The organism is Caballeronia sp. DA-9, assembly GCF_051615025.1.
Lineage (GTDB): Bacteria > Pseudomonadota > Gammaproteobacteria > Burkholderiales > Burkholderiaceae > Caballeronia > Caballeronia sordidicola.
The window spans coordinates 1792578-1810573 of the sequence record NZ_CP195133.1 but is presented as its reverse complement, the minus strand read 5'-3'; the positions used below and the strand labels follow the sequence as shown (position 1 = coordinate 1810573).

Genomic DNA, 17996 nt, shown 5'->3' with positions numbered 1-17996 from the left:
CGATGGATCGATGGCCGCTGACGAACGCGCCCGCGTTGACCGGCGCGCGTATCAAGCTAGTACTTCGTTATATCCCGCGGTTCCAGCGCTCTCGACGGCCCGCGCTCTTTCGCCGTGACGATCATCGCGCGGCCAAGTTGCTGGGTTGTCGTGATCGCGTTGGGAAACGAGCGCCGCAACAGCGGAAACAAGGGCCGCGCGATGGAAATGATCGCCTGATACATCGGCGTCTTCGAGCGGATCCCATCCATCGGCTGGATCATTCCCGGGCGAAACATGTAAGCCGCCCTGAACGGCATGCGCAGCAGCGCGTTCTCTGTGCGTCCCTTCACGCGCGCCCACATGCTGTTGCCGCGCTCGGTCGAGTCCGTACCCGAACCCGAGACGTATGAAAAGGTCATCGCGGGATTCAGCCTCGACAACGTTCGCGCAATGCCAAACGTCAGGTCATACGTCAGGTGCGCGTAATCGGCTTCGTTCATCCTGAACGACGACACGCCGAGGCAGAAAAAGCAGGCATCGAAACCGGTCAGCTTGTCTTCGATCGCCGAGAGATCGAAGAGATCGCTGTGCACGATCTCCGTGAACTTGGGGTCCAGTTGCCGGGTGGAACTACGCCCGACCGCGAGCACACGTTCAATGTCAGGATCGAGCAGACATTCGCGCAACACGCCCTGCCCGACCATTCCCGTGGCGCCAAAAATGATGACTTTCATGCTTTCTCCGGCCAGTCCGCGCCAGTGAGTTTCACCGATACATCCCAGAGTTTCGCGCCGACCGCCGCATCAGCCGCCTGAGGAAAGATGCGAGCTTCCGACGGCGGCCCAATCAGTTCCTGGAAACCTTTCGGACCATAGTACGCCGCGCCGCGCGCTTCGGGCGCCGTGGCGGCTAGCAATGTAGGCAATGCGCCTTCGGCCGCGCTGTGGCTAAGAAACCGCGACAGCATACGGCTGAGCATGGCGAACATGCCTGATGTTCCCGGTCCATTGGCGATCAAATCCGTTCGTGCAAATCCGGGATGCGCGGCGTTGCTCATGAGACCCCAGCCGTTGGCGTCGCTACGGCGTTGCAACTCGAGCGCGAACATCAGCATGGCAAGTTTCGATTGTTCATACGCAGGCCACGCCTTGTACGCACGCTCGCCTTGAAGGTTATCGAAGGCGATCTTCCCTCGCCGGTGCGCGAGGCTGCTCAGGTTCACCACCCGCGGCGCAGCGCTCTTTTGCAGCAGCGGCAGCAACTGCGCGGTCAGCGCGAAATGCCCGAGATAGTTCGTGCCGAACTGTCGCTCGAAACCGTCGATGGTCTTTTCATGTTGCGGAAGCATCATTACGCCGGCATTGTTCACCAGGATATCGACGGGCGCGCCATCCGCGAGCAAATGCGCCGAAGCACGCGATATCGATTTGAGACTCGCCAGATCGAGCATCTCAAAGCGGACTCGCGCGCCCGGCACTTCGTGGCGAATGCGTTCAAGCGCGGCCCGGCCCTTCGCTTCGTTGCGGCCCGTGAGAATCACCTCCGCTCCGGCGCGAGCCAGTTCCAGCGATGTTTCGTATCCCAGTCCGCCCGTTGCGCCCGTCACGACAGCCAGCTTGCCCGTTTGCGGCGGGATATCCGCAGTAGTCCATTCGCTCATGTGCACATCCTTTCGGTTTAATTGTGTGAGTAATCAGTCATTAAACAAACGATTCGATTGGCTTCCGATCTGATGATGCTGCGTTACTTAAGCTGAGTGACGCGCAACGCCGTTCCAGAAAACATCGAAGCCGACCTTCCTATATCGGTCCGCTTCATCCGGAAAAGCGCTCATGAATCCCATGGTTGTTTCGGCCAGCGCTTTCATGGTCGCCGCGATGAACTCGCACGGATACGCCTCCAGAACCTGCGTCTCGATGCTATACAGCGCCAGCGCTTCGATTTCCGCGAAGGGTTCGTAGCCAACCGCCTTCGATTCCTCTGTGACGATATCCGCCACCGACAACTGGTCCAGCACATTCAGGCGCTGCGGATTGGCCACGCCCCAATTCACAAACGCATTCCACAGATACTCAAGACGGTCACGCACCGGTCCCTGCCTGGGAAAATGCGACATCAGGACATCGGCGAGTTCGAGCTTGATCGCACGATACAGCGCATTGACCAGTTCGTCCTTGGTGCGGAAATACGTGAACAACGTCCCTTCCGCGACGCCCGCCTGCTTCGAAATGGCTGAAGTGGGCGCGGCAGCCAGTCCACGCTCGGCAAACACCTGTTCAGCGGCGAGCAGCAGCGCGTTGCGTTTGTCGTCACTCTTGGGTCGGGCCATCAGAAATTTCTAGCGGATTAAATTAATGAGTGAACACTCAATTATAACCGGTTTGACGATGTCTGCAAGTCAGCGCGCGCCGGAGTCAAAACGCGTGCGTGCTAGCATCGGGCCATCTTCTTGCTATGGGTGCACCGGCACCGGAGCTTGCCGCAGCCACTTGATGAATCAGCTTCCTTCAAGGCTTTTATGAATAACCACTCGGTTCACCAGCATTTTTTCCACTTTCTGCTGTTCGTCGTTACCGTCGCGCTTTGCTGGATCCTGACGCCCTTCTTCGGCGCGATCTTCTGGGGCACGATTCTCGCCATTCTGTTCCAGCCCATGCAGCGATACCTCGCTGCCAAATTCGGCAAGCGCCGCAATCTTGCCGCCTTTGCGACGCTGGGCTTGACCATCGTGATCGTGATCCTGCCGCTGAGCTTCGTTGCGGCCACGCTGGTCCAGGAAATCGGCCTTGCCTACACGCAGATCAAGTCGGGCCAGCCGAATTTCACGACATACTTCCAGGAAGCCATTCACGTATTGCCCAAGTCGGTACAGACGCTGCTCGGTCGCTTCGGGCTCACGGATATTCCAAGCATCCAGAAACGGCTTACCGATGGCGCAGCGGCAATCAGCCAGTTTGTCGCAACTCAGGCGCTCAGCATCGGCCAGAACACTTTCCAGTTCGTGATCAGCTTTGGCGTGATGCTGTACCTGGTGTTCTTCCTGCTGCGCGATGGCGGCGAAATCGGCCGGCGCATCCGCCGCGCATTGCCGCTTGACGAAGCGCCCAAGCAGCACCTGATTGCGAAGTTCACCACCGTCGTGCGGGCAACCGTGAAGGGCAATATTGCCGTTGCGGCTGCTCAGGGTTTTCTCGGCGGGATGATTTTCATGTTTCTCGGTATCCAGGGTTCCCTGCTCTGGGGCGTTCTGATGGCTTTCCTATCGCTGCTTCCGGCAATCGGCGCCGCGCTCGTCTGGGCGCCGGCCGCCGCCTATTTCCTGCTTACCGGCGACATCTGGCGAGGCGTGATCCTGATCGCCTTCTGCGTAGTTATCATTGGTTTGGTCGACAACATCCTGCGCCCGATTCTTGTGGGCAAGGACACGAAGATGCCGGACTGGGTCGTGCTGATTTCAACGCTGGGCGGGATGGGACTGTTTGGCATCAACGGGTTTGTTATCGGGCCGCTGATTGCCGCGCTGTTCATGGCGGCCTGGGACCTGTTCACGCAAAACGAAGAAGGCCAGGCAGAAGGGACTCGCACTATCGACAAGGTCTGACTGCACGCCAATGAAAAACGGCTCGCCGAATGGATCGGCGAGCCGTTTTGCTAAGTGAGGCTTCCAGCCGGATCAGCGCCGCTCCGCCCCCGTGTATTTGCAGTCGAAACGTTTCCTGACCGTGCCGTTTTCATCGACGCTTTCGAGGTACACGTCGAATTGCCACAATCGCGCCATGTGCTTCAGCACTTCCTCACTGTCGTTGGTGAGGTGACGGTTGTCGGTCATGAAGTGCCGCAGCGTCAAGCTCCGGTCGCCGCGCGTGTTCACCGAATACACCTGGATATTCGGCTCCCTATGATGCATGTCGTACTGGCGCGATAACGCCTGCCGCACGTACTTGTAGCCGCTTTCGTCGTGAATGGCCGACACCTCCAGCGAGTCGCGCATGTCGTCGTCAAGAATGGAGAACAGGCGCATTTCCCGAATCAGATGCGGCGACAGATATTGCGCAATAAAGCTTTCGTCCTTGAAGTTGCGCATGGCGTAATGCAATGCCTCAAGCCAATCGCTGCCAGCGAGTTCAGGGAACCACTCGCGGTCTTCATCCGTTGGGTTTTCGCAGATGCGGCGAATATCGCTCATCATCGAAAATCCGAGTGCGTACGGATTGATGCCGCTGTAATACTGCTTGGTCACGGGCGGCTGGTACACCACGTTGCTGTGCGAATGGAGGAACTCCATCATGAAGCCGTCTTCAAGCCGGCCTTCCGCGTACAGCGTATTGAGCAGCGTGTAATGCCAGAAGGTCGCCCAGCCTTCGTTCATGACCTGCGTTTGCCGCTGCGGATAAAAATACTGCCCCACCTTGCGCACGATCCGAATCACTTCGCGCTCCCAAGGTTCGAGCAAGGGCGCATTTTTTTCCGCGAAATACAGCAGGTTTTCCTGTGGTTCCGGTGGATACCGGCTTTCGATCTCTTCAGTTGTCGTCGCCTTTTTATTGGGCAGCGTGCGCCAGAGTTCATTCACTTGCGATTGCAAATACGCTTCACGTTCACGCCGGGCGGCAGCTTCCTTTGCCAGCGATAACTTCTGCGGCCGCTTATACCGGTCGACGCCATAATTCATCAGCGCGTGACAAGAATCGAGCAATTCCTCGACCCGATCAATCCCGTGCCGCTCCTCGCATTCCGCAATGTAATTCTTTGCATAGACCAGATAATCGATGATCGCATGCGCATCCGTCCACAGCTTGAACAGATAGTTGCCCTTGAAGAACGAGTTATGCCCATAAGCGGCATGTGCAATGACGAGCGCCTGCATCGTCATCGTGTTCTCTTCCATCAGGTACGCAATACACGGATTCGAATTGATGACGATCTCATAGGCAAGACCCATCTGCCCACGCCTGTAACTCTTCTCCGTAGAAAGAAAGTGCTTGCCGAATGACCAGTGCCGATAATTCACCGGCATGCCTACCGACGCATACGCGTCCATCATCTGCTCGGCGCTGATGAGTTCGAGTTGAATGGGATATACGTCGAGCCCATAGCGCTGCGCCACGCGCGCAATCTCGGTGTCGTATTCCTCGATGAGTTCGAACGTCCAGTCCGATGGACACGGCAACGGCCTTTTTTCCGCCACGTTCATGGTGTCTCCTTCCGGCGTCGCGCGTGCCTGCGGCTTCCTGGCCTTTTGCGGCGCGCTGTCTTGCGCCTTCAGTTCTTCGCCGGGTTTCAGATGATACCCACGTGCTTCGTTGTCCAAATGCCTTGTCGTCATGCAGCCGCCTGTTGTTTCTCGAACAGTTCGCGAAAGACCGGATAGATATCCGCAGCCGATTCGACTTTTTTCATCGCGAGTTCGGGCGCGTTCTGCGCCAGATGCGCATATTCAACCCAGAGGTTTTGCTCTTCGGGCGCCACCTGGATATACGCGAAATAACGCACCTTCTGAAGAATATCCTCAGAGAGAAGCTTGCGGCACTTGGGCGAATCGTCGGTCCAGTTATCACCGTCCGAGGCCTGTGCGCCGTAGATATTCCATTCCGATGGCGAATAACGCTCGTCCATGATCTTCTTCATCAACTCGAGCGCACTCGACACCACCGTGCCGCCGCTTTCCGTTGAATGGAAGAAAGTCTCTTCGTCGACTTCCTCCGCCCGCGTGTGATGCCGGATAAAGACCACTTCGATCTTTTCGTAATTCCGGTTCAGGAACAGGTACAGAAGAATGAAGAAGCGCTTGGACAGGTCCTTGCGTTGTTCGTCCATGGAGCCCGAGACGTCCATCAGACAGAACATCACCGCCTTGCTGGACGGCGTTGGCTGCTTGGTCCGGTTGACGTACCGTAAATCAAACGGATCGATAAAAGGAATCCGCGTGATACGCCCTTTCATGATCACGATCTCGGCTTCGAGACGCGCAATCTCGTCGGGGTCACCTTTTTCGTCTAGAAGCACTTCAAGCTGGCGCTCCATTTCGTGCAATTGACGTGACAAGGGCGAGCCCAGGGCAATGCGGCGTCCAAGCGCGCTGCGCAACGACCGCACGACGTCGATGTTATTCGGCGTGCCCTCCGCCGAAAAACCCGCGCGTACGTTCTTCCATGTCGGGACCGCCGCCAATTGCGTTTTCACGAGGCGCGGCAGTTCGAGGTCATCGAAGAAATACTGCATGAATTCTTCGCGCGAGAGTTCGAACACGAAGTCGTCCTGCCCTTCGCCTTCGTTACTCGCACTCTTGCCGCCACCGCCTCCGCCGCCATTCGGACGCGCAATCTTGTCGCCACGAACGTATTCGGCGTTACCCGGATGCACGAGCTCACGCTTTCCTCCAGGGCCATGCCGGAACGAGGGTTCGGCAATGTCCTTTTTCGGAATGGTGATGCTCTGCGTGCTTTGAATGTCCTTGATGCTACGGTCTCGAACGGCGTCCGACACCGCGCGGCGAATGTAGTTTTTGACACGACGCAAAAAGCGTTCGCGGTTGGCAATGCTCTTGTTCTTACCGGCTAACCTGCGGTCGATGATTTGATGCAGCACATCCAGTCTCCCGCGTAATTGGCGAGGAAGCGAAACGCTCGTGACCTGAACCGCACGCTGCGGGTTGGACCGACACGTACTCGCCAAGATGTTCGCATTGCGCCGGCTTGCTGCCGGCGTCGTGCGAACGTATGACTATGGAACTAGCAACACACAACTGATTCAATCACGTTTTGCCTGGTTTCGCTTGGAGCAGCTCGTTTCTCCCTTCTTGCGATTCGATACATTACGAAGACTTGCGTACGCGCAGATACCAGTCGCACAAGAGACGCACCTGCTTCGGCGTATAACCTTTCGCGACCATCCGGTTCACGAAATCCTCGTGCTTGCGCTGCTCTTCGGCCGAACCCTTGGCGTTGAACGAGATCACCGGCAAAAGCTCTTCGGTATTCGAGAACATCTTCTTCTCGATCACCACGCGCAGCTTCTCGTAGCTGATCCACGCAGGATTCTTGCCGCCGTTCGCCGCACGCGCCCGCAACACGAAATTCACGATCTCGTTGCGGAAGTCCTTCGGGTTGCTGATGCCCGCCGGCTTCTCGATCTTTTCCAGTTCCGCATTCAGCGAAGCACGGTCGAAGCTTTCGCCTGTATCGTGATCGCGGAATTCCTGGTCCTGAATCCAGAAATCGGCATAAGTCACATAGCGGTCGAAGATGTTCTGACCGTACTCGGAATACGATTCCAGGTACGCAGTCTGAATCTCCTTGCCGATGAATTCGGCATACCGCGACGCCAGCACGTCCTTGATGAAGGACAGGTATTTCTGTTCGGTTTCCGGCGGGAACTGTTCGCGTTCGATCTGCTGTTCGAGCACGTACATCAGGTGGACCGGATTAGCAGCAACTTCCGTTGAGTCGAAGTTGAATACCCGCGAGAGGATCTTGAACGCGAAACGGGTTGAAACGCCGTTCATGCCTTCGTCTACACCCGCGAAATCGCGATACTCCTGAAACGATTTCGCCTTGGGATCCGTGTCCTTCAGGTTCTCGCCGTCATAGACCTGCATCTTCGAAAAGAGGCTGGAGTTTTCCGGCTCATGAAGACGCGTGAGCACCGCCATTTGCGCCATCATCTTGAGCGTGCCCGGCGCGCATACGGCGTCCGTCAATGAAGAATTACGCAGCAGCTTCTCGTAGATCTTCATCTCTTCGCTATAGCGCAGGCAGTACGGTACCTTCACCACGAAAATACGATCGAGCAATGCTTCGTTGTTCTTGTTATTGCGGAACGTCTTCCATTCGGACTCATTCGAGTGAGCCAGCACCACGCCGTCAAACGGGATTGCACCGAAGCCTTCCGTACCCTTGAAGTTGCCTTCCTGAGTGGCGGTCAAAAGCGGGTGCAAGACCTTGATTGGCGCCTTGAACATTTCGACGAACTCGAGCAAGCCCTGGTTCGCAAGACACAAACCGCCAGAGTAGCTGTAGGCGTCGGCGTCGTCCTGCGAGTAGGTTTCGAGCTTGCGGATGTCGACCTTGCCGACAAGTGACGAGATGTCCTGATTGTTTTCATCGCCTGGTTCGGTCTTGGCGATACCGATCTGGCGAAGGATGGACGGGTAGCGGCGAACAATGCGGAACTTGCGGATGTCGCCATTGAATTCGTGAAGGCGTTTCACCGCCCACGGACTCAGGATGTTCTTGAGGTAACGGCGCGGAATGCCGTATTGCTCTTCGAGAATGGGACCGTCTTCGTCGTAGTCAAAAAGCCCGAGCGGCGACTCGTTGACGGGCGAACCCTTGATTGCATAGAAAGGAACACGCTCGGCCAGTTGTTTCAAGCGTTCGGCAATGGATGACTTGCCACCGCCCACCGGACCCAGCAAATACAGGATCTGCTTCTTCTCTTCCAGCCCTTGGGCTGCATGCCGGAAGTACGACACCACCTGCTCGATCACTTCCTCCATTCCGTAGAACTCACGAAATGCCGGATACACCTTGATCACCTTGTTTGCAAACACACGCGATAAACGCGGGTCCGTGCGCGTGTCGACCGACTCCGGTTCCCCGATAGCCGCCAACATCCGTTCGCCCGCTGTTGCATACGTTGCAGGATCGTCTTTGCAGAGCGCGAGATACTCTTCGAGCGAGAATTCCTCCTCGCGGGTTTTTTCGAAGCGGGTCGCGAAACTGCTGTAGATATCCATGCTACCTCCTCGCCGAAGTCAGAAAGCAATGCGTGCGCGGCGCGCCTAATCAGAACAACATCGCTTCAGTTCATCCTAAACCTATTCGAATTTTTTTTCATGCAAATGCGTTGCTGATTTGCTTCGAAGTATTCCTAGCTTGGTGGAATATTTTCGTTCACCTACAATCATCATCCCGACTCGCGAAACGTCTTCGGCAATAGCTGCACAGCCTTGCTGTACAAGCCCTGGACCCATGCGACACGCTAGCAGCCAAAGCGTATGGCTGCTGCTGCCGCAGATGAAGTGCGCGCAACGTTTGTGCATCGGGCGTTTATGCCATGTAACCATGCGCGTCAGCCACGCTTATCCTCCGTTCATCCACAGACTCATCCACATGTTATCCACCGGTATAAAGCTTGTGTATCGGCGGATGGATTGCCTCGCTGCATACATATATACGCGCAGCGAAGCCCAAACGATGCAGACGTAATGCCCTTTTTGACAACAAGGTACGCTCACGTTCAATAACGCTTTTCAACCGATGTCATTACCGCGTGCTCTTTCCTACACAACGAACCGCATTGCCATCGGTTGACCACCGTAACCCGCGCTTTTGCGCCTTTACGCACGCAATCAAACTCACCAATACCCGATATGCGCAAAGGGATTTAAACAATAAAAAAAGGCACTCGTTCGACGATCCGCGAGTGCCTGTTTCAAGCGTTGAGCTTTTTGTGGTGTGTAAGGGCCACCCCTTGCCTGCTTACTCCAGAATCAGTTCAATGTCTCCGATACGGTCAATTCTCCCGCTCACCACACCTGGCCCTTCAATGCGGCGCGCTCCGGTATAGGAGCCGGTTGTGACGGTCCAGAAAGGCTGCACCGTGTGCCCCTGCGCGCTGCAGTGATTGACGAACCACACAAGCAGCTCGCGCGGATCGCCCGCCGGATTGCCTGCGCTTGGCGGCACGATCGAGACGCCATCGACGCTCAGTTCGAGTTGTGGCGACAGAAAGTCGAAACCCGGTGCGATGACTTCATACGGCTCCATCTTGCCCACGATCAGTGCGCCGTTGTTTTGCGAATCGGCGAGCTGGGCCAGCGGCGCGAGATTCGGCCATTGTGCGAAACGGCTGTCGACCACCTCGAGCGCGACCGCCATGCCGCCCAGCGCCGCGAATATTTCACTACGGCTGTAAGCTTCAGCGCGCGGCGGCAGGGCATAAGAAAACCGAAATGCTATTTCCATCTCGATCAGCACGCGAAAGAACGCCGCATGCGCAATACGGGCGGGAGACGTGTGAACGAGTTCCGCATCGACAGGCGCGGTGTTCGCCTGCGCACCGGGAGCCCGGGCGCCCACTTTCCATGCGCCGATACGCGCGCCCGTCAGTGACAGGACTTCTTGCTGAATGACGTACGCCGCGTTGGCGTCGGCGGGAATATCTGCCGATTCGAGTTCCTCGATCAGCGTTCGCTGCCGACGGGCCTGCACGAGTTGCGCGGCGAGAGTGGATTCGGTCATGGCGTGTCCTGTGGTGATTATCGGAAGCATTCAGGCATGACAGCCTGAACGAGGATGCGCACAGTGTACGGGGAACCGGACCCGAGCCGCGAGTCGGATACGCGCTCTGAAAGCCTGCTCGTACAGACGCGTTGATATCAAACGATCGTTTAAAACGCAGGTCGACGTTGCAGGGTCGACGCTGTAATCGGGCCGACCGAACAGGCATCCAAGCGCCGAACGAAAAAAAAACGCGCCGCGAAAAAGCTCGCGGCGCGCCCAAAGTCCTGGTTGGAAACAGGATCAGAAAGTTTCCCAATCGCCGCCTGCCGCCGCCAAAGGACGCGCCGCGGCGGCCACTGGTTTGGCCTGCGTGGCCAAGGGCATACGCTTCGTCTTGGGCGAACCCGCAGGCCGGGACTTCGCCGCGGCTACAGACACATGCCTCGCAGCCGTTTGACCCATGCCGGCCGTCACCGAACCGTCATCGTCCAGATGAAATACCGCCACCGCCTGGCGGAGTTTTGCCGCCTGATCTTCCAGCGACTGCGCGGCAGCAGCGGCCTCTTCCACCAGCGCCGCGTTCTGCTGCGTCACTTCATCCATTTGCGTGACGGCACGCGCGACCTGCTCGATACCGCTGCTCTGTTCCTCGGACGCCGCCGCGATTTCGCCCATGATGTCGGTCACGCGCTGCACGGCGCCGATGATCTCGTCCATCGTCCGGCCGGCTTCGTCGACCAGTAACGTGCCCGACTGGACCCGCTCCACGGAAGTATCGATAAGGCCCTTGATTTCCTTCGCCGCCGCCGATGAGCGTTGCGCCAGGCTGCGCACTTCGCCCGCCACGACCGCAAAGCCACGGCCCTCTTCTCCTGCGCGCGCTGCCTCGACCGCTGCGTTGAGCGCAAGAATATTCGTCTGAAACGCAATTCCTTCGATGATCGTGATGATGTCCGAGATCTTTGCCGAGCTTTGGTTGATATCGCCCATCGTGCCGACGACCTGTGCAACCACGCGGCTGCCCTTGTTCGCGATCTCCGACGCATTCGCCGCAAGCGAACTCGCCTGACGGGCGTTATCGGCGTTCTGTTTCACGGTGCCGGTCAGCTCGTCCATGCTTGACGCCGTTTCCTGCAGCGCGGAAGCCTGTTCCTCGGTACGCGACGACAAGTCGATATTGCCCGCCGCGATCTGCTTGGTTGCCGACGCAATGGATTCGCTGCCCGAGCGCACGCTGCGCACCGTCGTGGCAAGGCTCGTCTGCATACGCGCAAGACCTTGCATCAGCAAGCCCATTTCGTCGCGCGAACTGACGTTGACCTCGCGGCGCAGGTCGCCGGCGGCGATTGCGTCGAAGTGTCCGATGGCTTCGTCGAGCGGCCGGCCGATTGCACGGCGCAGCGCGAACCACGAGAGCGCGGCGGCAATCAGGCCAATCACGATCGCGCCCAGGCTCAGCGTTTCGAACGTCGATGCAGCGCTTTGGGCCGCGTCGTAACCCTGGCGTGCGGCGTCGAACTGGAACTTGCGCAGGGCGTCGTTGGCGCCCGAGAGTTCGTTGTACGCCGCCTGCATGGCCTTTGCCGATTCCACGATGCGCGCCTGATCGTTGGCTTTCACCGCGTCATAACCGCCATCGATCAACTTTTGCAATGCCAGGCGCTTGGCGTTCGACGCATCCGCGAGTTGCTTTTCCTGCGCGTCTTCCACGGGAAGTTCGGTGTATTTCTTCCAGTAGCCATCGGCGCGGGAGCGCATCATCGCGCCCCGTTCCATGGTCGAAGCGGCTTCGGGTGTTCCGGCGAGAAAAGCGGCGCGATCGAACACGAGGCGTTCGCGAGCCGAATAGAGTTCGGCGTTGCTCACGGCGTTCGCGCTCGGCATCTGGTTTTCGAAAGTATCGCGATAGGCGCGGTTGGCCTGCGTCATTCCGTAGTATCCAAGGCCGCCGATTGCGACGAGCAGCAGGCCGAGGAAGGCCATCGTAAGGCCCAGACGGGCCTTGATCGTGAGACTCATGTTCATGATTTTCCTTGAAGCCGCGTGTTGAGAGAACCGGCAGCGGGCGTTTGACATCCGCCATCGTGTTTCCACGATGCGACTAAACGCGCCTGCTTGCTCAGGATTTACGGCCTGCAAGCCACGCACTTTAGGAAAATATTGAAATGTTATTTCGTCAGACGAATCGATGTTGAGTGTTTCTGGTGCTGCTTTGCAACAAACGCGCTTCAGATATTCGAATGTAGTAGGTATTTAGATGGGGCCGGAGTCATTGCTCCGGCCACTGCTGCCGAGACACCGGTCAATGCTTTTGCGAGACTTCGCCCAGACGTTCCTGCGGCACTACACCGGTCGATTCCCTCAGGATCATGTGCGGCGTCACCACGCGCCTGCGCGTGCTCGCTGGCACCTTGCCGGCAATCCGGTCAATCAGCGTTTGGGCGGCCAGTTCACCCAGTTCCCGTACCGATTGACCCACCGTCGACAAAGCCGGATAGGTGTACCGGCTCAGTTCAATGTCGTCGAATCCGATGATCGAGCAATCCCGCGGCACGTTGATTCCCCGCTCCGCCGCCGCCCGCAGCGCGCCTACGCCCATCATGTCGTTGCACGCGAAAATGCCAGTGGGCTTGAGGGTATCGAACAGTTGCGACGCCGCTTCGTAACCGCCCGTCGCGGAAAATGCGCCCTGCTGGATCGCATGCGGCTCTATTTCAATACCGCGCTCCGCCATCGCGCGAATGAAACCGTGAACGCGCATGGCGCTGACCGCCGTGGCAATGGGCCCGGTAATGCACGCGACCCGCGAATGCCCGAGTTGCAGCAGATGGCGCGTCGCGAGATAGCCGCCTTTTTCGTGGTCGATCTGCACCAGATCCGCCGAGACCCCTTCTATGTTCCGATCGAGAATGACCAGCGGCTCGCGCGCGCCGGCGAGGCTTTGGGCGAGCACCGCGTCTTCTCCCGCCGATGCGATCACCAGCCCGTCGATGCGCTTTTCCTGGAGTACGCGAAGGTAGCTGCGCTGCTTGGCGGGGTCGTCGTCCGAATTGCAGAAGAACATGCAGTAGCCGTTCTTCGCGCATCCGTCTTCCACGCCACGCGCCAGTTCCGCGAAATAAGGGTTGGTTGCGTTCGGCACCAGCAAGCCGATGGTGAGCGTGTTGCGCGCCTTGAGAGAACGCGCCACGGCCGATGGCACGTAGTCCAGTTCCCGGATCGCGCGCTCGACCTTGACACGCACTTCAGCCGACACGGGCCGCGAGTTGTTCACAACATGAGACACCGTGGTGAACGAAACGCCCGCAATGGCCGCTACATCTTTGATCGTCGCCATACTTGGTCCTTCTCTCCGACTTTTGGTCTTTCTCTTGCTCTTTTAATTGGCGCCCACAATGGGTTTTCCGATACATCGGCTCACATCCGCATTTATCGGACCGCCCGTCTGCCAGCACCCGTTCCGCTTGTGTTCCAACTTGTTTCGCGACCTGTTCCGGCCGTCCGCCGACGTGAATCCCCGTGCCGGCCTTTTTGGATTGCTGCGTTTTTTTGCATTTGCTGTCCCGCAGTTCGAGCCGCGCGACAGGTACTTCTATTGCCGTCCATGGTTCATCGTTCGACCTCCCTTGCCTCGGCGGGCGGCGCTTTGGCATCCGGCACGATGGGTTCCTGAAGAATCTCGTCGCGTTTCGCATAGCCTGCGAACGCCGCTGCGAGAAGCATGTCCTGCGTCCAGGTATCGCGATCGAAAATTCCGGTCATCCGTCCCGCCGACATCACGCCAATCCGGTCGCAAATGAGCATCAATTCACGCAGATCGCTCGATACCACCACCAGCGCGCGTCCTTCCAACGCGAGCGCGCCCATCAGCGCATAGATGTCGAACTTCGCGCCAACGTCGATGCCGCGCGTGGGTTCGTCGAAAAGCAGCACCGTTGAATCGCGCGCGAGCCAGCGCCCGATCACAACCTTTTGCTGATTGCCGCCCGACAACTCCGAAACGGGTTGCGACGGACCGGCCGCACGAATGCGCATGGCGTCGATCTGCGTTTGCGCAAGCGCGGCTTCGCGGCGTCCATCAACAAATCCCCTGCTCGATACCGCGCCGATGTTCCCGAGCGAAATATTCGCGGCGATCGGCTGCGGCAGGAGCAGACCTTCGCCCTTGCGATCCTCGGTAATGAGCGCAATGCCGTTCCTGACAGCGTCGGCGGGCGACGCGATTGCAACCGGCGTCAGCGCCGCGCCTTTATGCGCCACCGATACCACGCCGCCATCCGCCTTGTCCGCGCCGTAGATCAGCCGCATCAACTCGGTACGTCCCGCGCCGATCAGCCCGCTGATGCCGAAAATCTCGCCCGCCTTCACTTCGAAGGACACGTCTCCGACCACGTCGCCCCGGCGCATGCCATCGACTTTCAGTGCAACGCCGGCGATCCGCCGCTCGCCCAGATCGATCCGCTCGCCAATGTCACGCCCCACCATGAGCGCGACGAGCCGGTCGCTCGTCAGGTTCTCCATGGCGTCGATGTGAACCAGCTTGCCGTCGCGCAATACGGCCGCGCGCCCCGCAATCCGCCGCAATTCTTCCAGCCGGTGCGAGATGTACACCAGCGCCACGCCGCGCTCCTTCAGCCGCTCGACCTGCTCGAAGAGCAAGTCGACTTCGCGCGCGGTCAGCATGGCCGTGGGTTCATCGAGGATCAGCACACGGCAATCGCCAATCAGGTTGCGCGCGATCTCGACCATCTGCTGATGCCCGATTCCCAGTTCGCCCACCAGCGTGTCGGGATCGATCGCATCCAGTCCGACCTGACGCATTGCATGGTGCGCGTCCTCGCGTAGCGCCGCCCGGTCAATCCAGCCGAACTTCAAGCCTTTGCGTTGGGGCAGACGGTTGAGAAACAGGTTCTCCGCCACCGATAACGTCGGCAGGAGGTTCAGTTCCTGCATCACCATCCGCACGCCGAGCGCCTCGGCTTCCTTGCGGCTCGCCGGTGCGTAGGGCGCGCCGCCAAGCGTCATGGAACCGGTGGTTGGATCGACCAGTCCACCAATGATCTTGGACAGCGTGCTCTTGCCTGCGCCGTTTTCGCCGGTCAGCGCCAGCACTTCGCCCGCACGCAGATCCAGCGTGACGCCTGTCAGGACCGGCTCCACGTAGGTTTTGCCGATACCGCTCACCCTCAGGACCGGAGCAGCAGACACAATATTGTCCATCCTCGTCCCATTGCGCCAGACAGCATGCCCGAAATTCGCCGCCCGCAATCGTTTGCAGACAAGCACTTTCACCGAGCGATTCCTGCCTTTCGCGCCAGTAAAAACTATGCCGAGCACCGCTTGGCCGGCTATCGGAAAGATGCCCTCACGACCTGGCTATTCCTTCATTTATCGGCAGCGATGCTCAGTTCTTGAGATTTTAGACAGAATTCGACAGACAAAACCTGTGCGAATCCCATTTTTTCATGCAAATACTTACTACTTTTTGGTGACCAGATCCACGGGCGTTTCAACTACCCCCGACAGCTCGGACTGTTTTTTGTGCTCGGAAAGCGCTTTCAACGCGGTATCGATACCGAAAACCGCCTGCTTTGCAGCGTACTGGTCGGCGGTGGCGAGCACGCGGCCGTCGGCGAGCATGGGCTTGATGGCGTTGATGTTGTCATAGCCCACGACCTGCACCTTGCCCGCTTTGCCCGCGGCACGCACAGCCGATACCGCGCCGATCGCCATGTTGTCGTTCCCGCACAGCAGCGCCTTCACGTTGGGATTCGCGTTCAGGATCTGCGACGCCACCGCATTGCCCTTGTCGATTTCCCAGTCGCCCGATTGCAGCGCCACCACCTTCATGCCGCCAGCTTGCATGGCCTGCTTGAAACCGGCTGTGCGCTGCTGCGCATTAGTCGTGGTCGAGACGCCTTCGATAATGCCAACCTCATCGCCGGACTTGAGCTTCTTCGCCAGATACTCGCCCACCTGACGCGCGCCCTTTGCGTTGTCCGGGCCGACGAACGGCACGTTCAGGTCCTTCGACTTGAGCACGTCGGAGTCGAGCTTATTGTCGATATTCACCACGATGATCCCGGCATCGACCGCTTTCTTGATGACCGGAACCAGCGCCTTGGAATCCGCCGGCGCGATCACGAGCGCGTCGACCTTCGAGACGATCATCTGCTCGACAATGCGGATCTGGTTCGCGGTATCGGTTTCGTCCTTGATGCCGTTCGTGATCAGGTCGAACTGGTTCGGGTTGTGTTTCTGATAATCCTTCGCGCCGGTTTCCATGGTCAGGAAGAACTCGTTCGCGAGCGATTTCATTACGAGCGCGACCTTCGGCTTGTGCGCGGTTTGCGCAGCCGCGCCGCTCGAATACAGCGACAAAGGCAACGCGGCACATGCCGCAAGCGACACCGCGACGGAGAGAAAGCGTCGGCGCAGCGCGAGTTTGTTTGTCTTGTTACCGGCCTGGTCAAATGAGTTCATGCAACGAATCTCCCGAATTGTTCGAGTTGTTGGATAAAGCGGGCACATAAGCGAGCGTAAAAAATGCACCAGCCAGCCGTTTGGCCGACGGCTGGCGTTGAGCGTGGACGTTTCCCCCGCATGCCGCAATTGCTGTTGCCCCTGATTTCAGCGTGCCGGCGCACGAAGCGGATCCAAGCCGACTCACATGGGAAACGCTCAAAGCTCGTCGACGGATTGCCCTTCCACCTGTTTGTCGATGATCTGCCGCGCGTAGTCGATCCCCGCCCGCGTGGCGTCGATGGGACTGCTGAAGGGTTCCTGATCCGGCACGCCGAACATCTCCGATTTGCCGCTCTCGCCTGCTGCGCTTCGTGAGATGGTCACGACGATATCGAAATGGCGCGGGCCGTCGTCGGGCTCATCGCGATCCTTCGCTCGGCGCAACGCCTGGACGCTGATCTCGAAACCTTTGTAGTGATCTGACAAGGGGCTGGTCATACGCGACTCCTTCAAACGGTTTGAACAAGCGGATCGGCCGACACATATCTGCGACGATTTGAATCACAACGGCAGCAAACAGATTCTCCGATGTAGCAACGCTGCAACGCGGGCACGACTCAACAACACCTGATCGTACGTATCGAAGAAAGTGTAAGACCGCTGGAGCTGGTTTTCTTCATCGTGAAGCACTAGCTTACAACCTGGATGATGTCCGGTGGCTGACATTGGCAAAGCGTTTCGGCCTGATGCGCGAGCGCGGGATTTGATGCTGCATCAGTACGAAACCGTACTGCATGGGTGGTGCTTTTTGCCATAATGAGGCGCCGAAACACGGAAACCGGCGGCACAGGCCGGTTTTTATCAACAACCGGCGTCACCTTATAGAAAGTCATTCAACTAAAAGGGAGCATCGCAATGAAGATCCAGGCAACCATGTCAGCGTTGGTGCTGGGCGCAGCCTTAAGCGTAAGCTTCGCAGCAGCGCCGGCGTTCGCGCAGAACAGCCAGCAGTCGAAAATGAGCACCTGCAACACGCAGGCCGCAGGCAAGAAGGGCGACGAGCGCAAGGCGTATATGAAAGACTGCCTTTCATCGGCTCCTGTTGCTGCAACTGCACCTATGACCCAGCAGCAAAAAATGACCGCCTGCAACAAGTCAGCTACAGGCAAGAAAGGCGATGAGCGCAAGGCGTTCATGAAGGACTGCCTGAGCAACAAAGGATAAGCCGCAGCAAGGTGACGCGAGTCTTTTGTGTCAAGCCGCGTGCCTTCGGGTACGCGGCTTTTTGTTTATTTTCAGACCCGAAAACGCGGCACGGGCGAT

The 17996-nt window shown here is 58.3% G+C and carries 14 protein-coding genes; 2 read left to right on the top strand and 12 right to left on the bottom strand.

What is annotated here, in order from left to right:
- Positions 1–56: 56 nt before the first annotated feature.
- The 3 genes from ACRWA7_RS24575 to ACRWA7_RS24565 all read right to left on the bottom strand — a co-directional run bounded on the left by ACRWA7_RS24575 (position 57) and on the right by ACRWA7_RS24565 (position 2311).
- Positions 57–716 (bottom strand): NAD-dependent epimerase/dehydratase family protein, encoded by a 660-nt coding sequence (locus ACRWA7_RS24575; protein WP_438396640.1) that lies wholly within the window; start codon positions 714–716, stop codon positions 57–59.
- The gene (locus ACRWA7_RS24570; protein ID WP_438396638.1) at positions 713–1642 is read right to left on the bottom strand and encodes an SDR family oxidoreductase; all 930 of its coding nucleotides are present in this window, start codon (positions 1640–1642) and stop codon (positions 713–715) included. Before ACRWA7_RS24570 ends, ACRWA7_RS24575 begins: the two co-directional genes overlap by 4 nt.
- Before the next feature lie 87 nt (positions 1643–1729).
- A complete protein-coding gene (locus tag ACRWA7_RS24565; RefSeq protein WP_438396636.1) occupies positions 1730–2311 on the bottom strand; it encodes a TetR/AcrR family transcriptional regulator in 582 nt (193 codons plus the stop codon).
- A 189-nt stretch (positions 2312–2500) separates the two neighbouring features.
- Between ACRWA7_RS24565 and ACRWA7_RS24560 the strand changes: the two genes are divergently transcribed.
- On the top strand, positions 2501–3583 hold the full coding sequence (locus ACRWA7_RS24560; RefSeq protein ID WP_438396635.1) for an AI-2E family transporter: 1083 nt from the start codon (positions 2501–2503) through the stop codon (positions 3581–3583).
- Positions 3584–3655: 72 nt separating this feature from the next.
- Here the strand turns inward: ACRWA7_RS24560 and ACRWA7_RS24555 are convergent, their stop codons facing one another.
- The 9 genes from ACRWA7_RS24555 to ACRWA7_RS24515 form a co-directional block, all read right to left on the bottom strand.
- Positions 3656–5176, bottom strand: a complete 1521-nt coding sequence (locus ACRWA7_RS24555; RefSeq protein ID WP_374728658.1) for a SpoVR family protein — start codon at positions 5174–5176, stop codon at positions 3656–3658.
- 128 nt (positions 5177–5304) lie between these two features.
- Positions 5305–6570, bottom strand: coding sequence for a YeaH/YhbH family protein (locus tag ACRWA7_RS24550; protein ID WP_060858949.1), 1266 nt, complete (start codon positions 6568–6570; stop codon positions 5305–5307).
- Positions 6571–6796: 226 nt separating this feature from the next.
- Positions 6797–8719, bottom strand: coding sequence for a PrkA family serine protein kinase (locus ACRWA7_RS24545; RefSeq protein WP_060858950.1), 1923 nt, complete (start codon positions 8717–8719; stop codon positions 6797–6799).
- 745 nt (positions 8720–9464) lie between these two features.
- The gene (locus tag ACRWA7_RS24540; RefSeq protein ID WP_438396633.1) at positions 9465–10226 is read right to left on the bottom strand and encodes a 2-keto-4-pentenoate hydratase; all 762 of its coding nucleotides are present in this window, start codon (positions 10224–10226) and stop codon (positions 9465–9467) included.
- A 282-nt stretch (positions 10227–10508) separates the two neighbouring features.
- Complete coding sequence (locus ACRWA7_RS24535) at positions 10509–12233, bottom strand: methyl-accepting chemotaxis protein (protein ID WP_438396632.1); 1725 nt, start codon at positions 12231–12233, stop codon at positions 10509–10511.
- A gap of 277 nt (positions 12234–12510) precedes the next feature.
- Complete coding sequence (locus tag ACRWA7_RS24530) at positions 12511–13545, bottom strand: LacI family DNA-binding transcriptional regulator (RefSeq protein WP_060858953.1); 1035 nt, start codon at positions 13543–13545, stop codon at positions 12511–12513.
- 272 nt (positions 13546–13817) lie between these two features.
- On the bottom strand, positions 13818–15428 hold the full coding sequence (locus ACRWA7_RS24525) for a sugar ABC transporter ATP-binding protein (RefSeq protein ID WP_438396630.1): 1611 nt from the start codon (positions 15426–15428) through the stop codon (positions 13818–13820).
- Between the two features lie 258 nt (positions 15429–15686).
- Positions 15687–16691, bottom strand: a complete 1005-nt coding sequence (locus ACRWA7_RS24520; protein ID WP_438396629.1) for a substrate-binding domain-containing protein — start codon at positions 16689–16691, stop codon at positions 15687–15689.
- Positions 16692–16889: 198 nt separating this feature from the next.
- The gene (locus ACRWA7_RS24515; protein WP_060857239.1) at positions 16890–17171 is read right to left on the bottom strand and encodes a hypothetical protein; all 282 of its coding nucleotides are present in this window, start codon (positions 17169–17171) and stop codon (positions 16890–16892) included.
- A gap of 417 nt (positions 17172–17588) precedes the next feature.
- On the opposite strand from ACRWA7_RS24515, the gene ACRWA7_RS24510 reads away from it, so the two are divergent.
- The gene (locus ACRWA7_RS24510; RefSeq protein WP_060857238.1) at positions 17589–17897 is read left to right on the top strand and encodes a PsiF family protein; all 309 of its coding nucleotides are present in this window, start codon (positions 17589–17591) and stop codon (positions 17895–17897) included.
- Positions 17898–17996 lie beyond the last annotated feature (99 nt).

Bases quoted from the DNA above. Each gene is read 5' to 3' on its own strand.
- ACRWA7_RS24540 (WP_438396633.1), bottom strand. From the start codon at position 10,226: ATGACCGAATCCACTCTCGCCGCGCAACTCGTGCAGGCCCGTCGGCAG.
- ACRWA7_RS24545 (WP_060858950.1), bottom strand. From the start codon at position 8,719: ATGGATATCTACAGCAGTTTCGCGACCCGCTTCGAAAAAACCCGCGAG.
- ACRWA7_RS24565 (WP_438396636.1), bottom strand. From the start codon at position 2,311: ATGGCCCGACCCAAGAGTGACGACAAACGCAACGCGCTGCTGCTCGCC.
- ACRWA7_RS24510 (WP_060857238.1), top strand. From the start codon at position 17,589: ATGAAGATCCAGGCAACCATGTCAGCGTTGGTGCTGGGCGCAGCCTTA.
- ACRWA7_RS24555 (WP_374728658.1), bottom strand. From the start codon at position 5,176: ATGAACGTGGCGGAAAAAAGGCCGTTGCCGTGTCCATCGGACTGGACG.
- ACRWA7_RS24535 (WP_438396632.1), bottom strand. From the start codon at position 12,233: ATGAACATGAGTCTCACGATCAAGGCCCGTCTGGGCCTTACGATGGCC.
- ACRWA7_RS24570 (WP_438396638.1), bottom strand. From the start codon at position 1,642: ATGAGCGAATGGACTACTGCGGATATCCCGCCGCAAACGGGCAAGCTG.
- ACRWA7_RS24575 (WP_438396640.1), bottom strand. From the start codon at position 716: ATGAAAGTCATCATTTTTGGCGCCACGGGAATGGTCGGGCAGGGCGTG.
- ACRWA7_RS24520 (WP_438396629.1), bottom strand. From the start codon at position 16,691: ATGAACTCATTTGACCAGGCCGGTAACAAGACAAACAAACTCGCGCTG.
- ACRWA7_RS24530 (WP_060858953.1), bottom strand. From the start codon at position 13,545: ATGGCGACGATCAAAGATGTAGCGGCCATTGCGGGCGTTTCGTTCACC.
- ACRWA7_RS24515 (WP_060857239.1), bottom strand. From the start codon at position 17,171: ATGACCAGCCCCTTGTCAGATCACTACAAAGGTTTCGAGATCAGCGTC.
- ACRWA7_RS24525 (WP_438396630.1), bottom strand. From the start codon at position 15,428: ATGGACAATATTGTGTCTGCTGCTCCGGTCCTGAGGGTGAGCGGTATC.
- ACRWA7_RS24560 (WP_438396635.1), top strand. From the start codon at position 2,501: ATGAATAACCACTCGGTTCACCAGCATTTTTTCCACTTTCTGCTGTTC.